Source organism: Armatimonadota bacterium (genome assembly GCA_031081585.1).
Lineage (GTDB): Bacteria > Sysuimicrobiota > Sysuimicrobiia > Sysuimicrobiales > Humicultoraceae > Geohabitans > Geohabitans tengchongensis.
This window is the reverse complement of record JAVHLY010000054.1, coordinates 4,286-9,261: the sequence shown is the minus strand read 5'-3', so window position 1 is coordinate 9,261 and position 4,976 is coordinate 4,286. Positions and strand designations below refer to the sequence as shown.

The 4,976-nt window shown below is 70.8% G+C and carries 3 protein-coding genes; all 3 read right to left on the bottom strand.

All coding sequences use genetic code 11. The features are described 5' to 3' along the window. Positions 1–430: 430 nt before the first annotated feature. Positions 431–1,042, bottom strand: coding sequence for a hypothetical protein (locus tag RB146_13670; protein ID MDQ7830013.1), 612 nt, complete (start codon positions 1,040–1,042; stop codon positions 431–433). Between the two features lie 83 nt (positions 1,043–1,125). Then, complete coding sequence (locus RB146_13665) at positions 1,126–3,273, bottom strand: LptA/OstA family protein (GenBank protein ID MDQ7830012.1); 2,148 nt, start codon at positions 3,271–3,273, stop codon at positions 1,126–1,128. 7 nt (positions 3,274–3,280) lie between these two features. Beyond that, a complete protein-coding gene (locus RB146_13660) occupies positions 3,281–4,651 on the bottom strand; it encodes an LptA/OstA family protein (protein ID MDQ7830011.1) in 1,371 nt (456 codons plus the stop codon). Between the last annotated feature and the right edge of the window lie 325 nt (positions 4,652–4,976).

Below are 4,976 nucleotides of genomic sequence, written 5' to 3'. Positions count from 1 at the left end.
ATGCCCGGGCATCAGGTCACCGTCCGCGGAGCCCAGACGCCGGGACATTCTCAGCGTAGACTACGCTGCCGCCCACCAGTCCCCTGCACAGGTCGGGCCCGCGGAAGAGCGATGCGCTGCCAGCGGCCGGTGCCGCTGCCTGGCCGATGGGGAGAACCGCGCCCCGGGGCGGCGGACAGCGGGTTCCCCCTAAACGCGGGCGGCCGGCGGGTGATCGCCCGGGCTGGCCGGAATCCTCTACGGGCGTGAACACAAGTGCGCTCGGGCCGTGCTCAATCGCGCAGCGTTCCCGTTGTCAGAAAGGAACAGCATGCTTCGGCCTCCCCTGCGCGCCTGCCAGGGGGATCACGGCATGTCGGCGCCCCGACCGGCCCATGGGGGCCCGAGATGGGCTGACGTCCACGGCGCGAACGGAGGAGGGGCCATCCTTTTACGGCGTTCCCGTCCGGATGTCCCCTCCCGTGATGTCGAAGGAGGGTACCGGCGCGTCTCCTGTGGGGTCCGCTAGCGCCGTAAAGAGGTCCCGGCGCAGATCCACCGTGACGAACCCGAAGGGGTCGCGGGCCCCCGGCCCGAGGGCATCCAGGGGTTGGTACTGCTCATCCACCGTGACAACGTTGACCTTCACCCGCGTGGGCGGCGTGGGGCCGGTCTGCAGGCTGCTTAGCGGTACCCGCGCGCGGACCGCGCGGCCGTCGGGCAGGACCTCGGCGAAGAGAAACGGTGCGGGCGGACGGATGGCCTCGAAGGTGAAGGGCCGGTAGGGTGTTTCGGGAACGCGACCGAAGAAGAACCGTCCCCCGCGCAGCGCGACGTAGTGAGTCCAGTAGGTGCTGTCGGGTTGCGGTCCCCGCAGCAGCGTCTCGTCGACGGTGAAGGCGATGTAGTATGCGCCTCCAGCAGGACGGACAGGCGCCGCAAACTGCACGGTGATGACGAGTTGCGGCCCGGCCTGCCCCGCCGCCGGTCCGCTCATCAGTGCCGCCATAGCGGCGGCGATCAGGGCGAGTCCCGCTACGGCGCGATTGAGGAGCGTCTGCACATCTCCCCCTCCCCCCACAGCGGCGTACCGGGCGGTTGCCCAGGCGCTACTTCCCCGACCCCCGTCGTCTTCCTCCCTTCCCGTCACGGGCTGCCCGGGAAGGCCAGCGGCTGGTCAAACAGCAGGCCGCTCTGCCCCAGCCCGATGCGCCCCCGCCCCCAGGGGATGGCCGTGAGCCAGGCCTCCAGCCAGATCTCCCCTCGCACTCCCAGGTAAGAAAGGCTGACCGCCAGACAGTCGCAGAAGACGCGCGTGACCGTCAGGCGGTCATGGAAGACCTGTCCGGTGAATCCATCATAGAGACCCAGGTACTGCACCTGCCACTGGGGGCTCAGGCGCAGGTCCAGGCTGGCTTCCGCACGCTCCAGCCGGCCCAACATCGGGCTGTAGCTGGCGGCCAGCGCCACCGTCCACTCGGGGCGCGGCAAGGCCACCGCCTGAGCCACAACGCTACCAGGCTGCCGGGTCAGGAAGTCGTAGGTGGCCAAGGCGCGGACAAACAGGCCCGGGGCGCGGTAGGTCAGGCTGGCCTCGCCGATGCTCAGGGGACCGGCGATCTGGTCGAATAGAAACGGGCTCTGCCCGGCCACCTCCTGGGTGGTGTAGGCGCCGCGTAGCTCCAGCGTCGGGCCGAGGGGGCGGACGTACTCGGCCCGGCCCCCGGTGAAAAGACGCAGGTCCCCGGTAGTGTACCAGCTGGCCCGGCCGAAGGCGCGCAGAAAGAGCGTCCCGCCGCCTGCCGGCACCGGCCCGCTGAGGGTCAGCAGCGCGTCGGCCCGCACGGCGTCTGTCAGGCTCGAGGGCGTCACGTTCTGCTCGCGGAAGCGGCCCAGACCTCCTTCCACCTGCAGGACGAAGGGCGACCGCCCCAGCGCGAAGGGGGCAAGCGTCACGGTCAGCTCCGGCAGGCGCTCCAGGGTGTAGTGCTGGTCAGCGGGGAAGACATCGCCGTCCAGGTCCCAGCGGGTCTCGGCTACCAGCGAGGCGGAGAATCCCGGACGGAAGTGGCGCAGGACCAGCCGCGGCAGGAGCTCGTCGTCCACGCCTGCTGTGCCTGCCGCCCGCGTGAAGGTGAGGACAGCCTCGCCGCTCATCTCCGGCGAAAGGGCCTGGCTGTGGACCAGGGTCCCGGTCAGGCCTTGAGCCGGGCCGACGGAGGTGCTGCTGTAGGTCGCGTAGAGGAACGTTGTCGCGCCGGTAGTGCGGTGGCTGAGGTCGAGGGCGGTGAAGAGGTCGCTGGTGGCGGGCGGGGACGGTGTCCCGCCCGGCGCTCGATGCGTGTAGTCCCCGAAGAGGTTCAGCCGCAGGGCGGGTGCCAGGTCCTGGGCGTGGTTGACGACCACCCGCCAGTCGGTCCCGCCGGTCTGGCGGTTGGCCAGGCGGTAGACGAGGGCGGTCCCCTGTCCGCGCCCGCCGCTCAGACGATAGGCGTGCTCGACACCCAGGCCGGTTCCCAGTCGCTCCATGTAGTCCGCGAGGACAAATCCCCAGTGTCCTTCATTGAGAAAGTACGTGGTGTGCGTCTTCACGAACCATCCCTCCACCGGGCTGTAGCCGACGACGGGGAAAAAGCGCGTCGCCTGCCTCTCGCGCAGGAAGATGATGAACGACGGCAGCGTCACAACCCGCTGGCCGGCGATCCACAGCGACGCACGGCGGCCCACCACCTTGTCATTGAGAAAGACCGCGATTTCGTCGGCGGTCAGAAAGACCAGGGGAACGTCCGGGTCGCAGGTGGTGACGAAGCCTTCCCGGATGGAGACGGTGCGGTCGAGCACTCCCTCCAGCCGCTGTGCGCGCAGGTGGACGGGCCCGAGCACCATCGGGCTGGTCACCCGGGCGCGGGCCTGATGTAGAACGCCCAGGCGGGTGCGCAGGTTGTAGGTCAACAGTTCCGCGGTGGCCTCCTGGGCGCCGACGCGCAAACGGACGTGGCCCTCCGCCGTCACCTCCCCCGTCTCCAGGTTGGCGACAAGCGCATGGGCGTCGATGGTCACATCCTCGAAGGTGAGCACGACGTTTCCAGTGGCCACCAGGACGCGGGTGCGTCGATCGTAGCGAAAGGCATCGGCGCGGATCAACACCGGCACCTCCCCGGAGACGTCCGTCGGCGCGGGGAGGAACGTGGGGGAGGGCGAAAACCCGGTCTCCGGCGCCGGCACGGCGACCGACGGCAGAAGGACGAGCAGCCCCAGCACGAGCGCGGCCGCACGAACGCCGGGCGAGCGCATGGATGGGCTACGGACCGCGCCGGACCTTGAACTCCGTCTGCACGTTGCCGAAAGCCTCGAACGCCTCTTCCTGCAGCGCGATGATGACGCGGTCCGCGCGCAGCCGGTTGCCATCCTCGTCCTGCATGTGCACGCTCCCCATCACCACCACGCTCCGGCCGCGGTGGGTGTAGCGGGCGCGGTCGCCGGTCGCCTGCCGGGCGCCCTGGGTCACCCGCACCCGTCCTTCGGCCTCCATGTCCCGAGACCGGAGGAAGAGGGTCAGCCGGTCGCACGCCACGCGGGCCGGCATGGCCATCGTCCGGCGCGTCTCCCCGTCGGCCGGCCGCTCGCCCTCCGACAGGAACAGGTCTCCGGTCAGACCGTCCACCACCACCTCGCCTTCCAGCACGAGCCGCCCGTCCGCTTCGTTGTAGTAGCCGCGGGCTGCGCGGGCCGTCCGGTCGCGCTGACGCACCTCAACTCCGCCGAGGGCTTCGGCCTCCGGGGCGTCCCAGCGAAAGCGTATCCGCTCGGCCGTAATGATGGTCTCCTCGCGGGTCAGCGTGTCCGCAGCTGGATCGTCGCCCTCGGCAGGCATCGCCGGCCGGACCAGACGGGCCCCCCCGCTGACCTCCGCACGCAGGACGCGCAGGCTAGCAGCCAGCCGTTCCCCCGTGAGGATGCTCCCGCCCCGACTCAGACGCACCCCGCCTTCTGCCGTCACCTGGTCGGTCCGGCCGTCGTGGACCAGCGACGGGGCCTGAACCTCCAGACCCTTCTGGGTCACCGTGACCCCGGCCGACGCCTGAGTCATGCGCGTGGCCAGGTCGAAACGCATGCGACCCGCGCGCAGCACCAGATCCCCTTGCGCCAGCACTACATGCCCCTCGGCCTCGGCCGTCCGGGAGCGGATTTCGTACCGGACGCTGTCGGCGGTCAGTCGGGCGCCGGGTTGTTGCACCACGACCTGCCCGTGAGCCGTCGCCACCTGGGCCCGCTGGTCAAGCCGCAGCTGATCCGCCCGGATCTCCACCTCGCCGACAGTGAGACGGACGTGTCCTTCGGCAACGAAAACCCGGGAACGAGTATCGTACCGCACCCGCTCGGCCTGAAGGCGACCGGTCTCGACTGGCGGCGTACTGCCCGCGGAGGAGCCCGCAGAACGCCGCGGCGCGGCCGAATCGGGTGTCGAGGATACGCCGTCTGTGCCGAGCGCGGAGGAGACCGCATCCCCCCGGAGGATGGCGACCTCGACGTCCCCCAGCACCGTGAAGTCGCCCGTGGCGCGGTCGAGCACGATTTCTCCGGCGCGCAGGCGAAGGGCTGGGGCGCTATCGCGGTAGAGATCGGCCTGGCGAACACCCCGGAAGCGCGTGAACTGGCCGTCGGCGCTCACGTCCGCCTGGCCGGCATGGACTTCCGCCTGCCGCCGGCCCTCGCTCCTGAGGACGAGGACGGCGCCGCTGATGCTCACACCGGGCGGGGACGGCACAGGGGCAGGCGCCGGCGCCGTCCCGGTCGGCGCGGGGACGCGCCGCGACCAGGCGGCGGACCACCCCAGGTAGGCACCTGCGCCGAGGGAGGCGGCCACAAGTCCCACTACTGCAAGCGGAGCGCGGCGCTGTCCGCCGGGCGGTCGGGGCGTGCCCGGAGGTCGCGGATCGGCGGGAGCGTGCGGCACTTCAGGAGGGCGCGCCACCGCTACTCACCCGGAAGTCGCG

What these genes read in the sequence shown, in the direction of transcription:
- RB146_13665 (MDQ7830012.1), bottom strand. Translation starts at nt 3,273, where the DNA reads ATGCGCTCGCCCGGCGTTCGTGCGGCCGCGCTCGTGCTGGGGCTGCTC.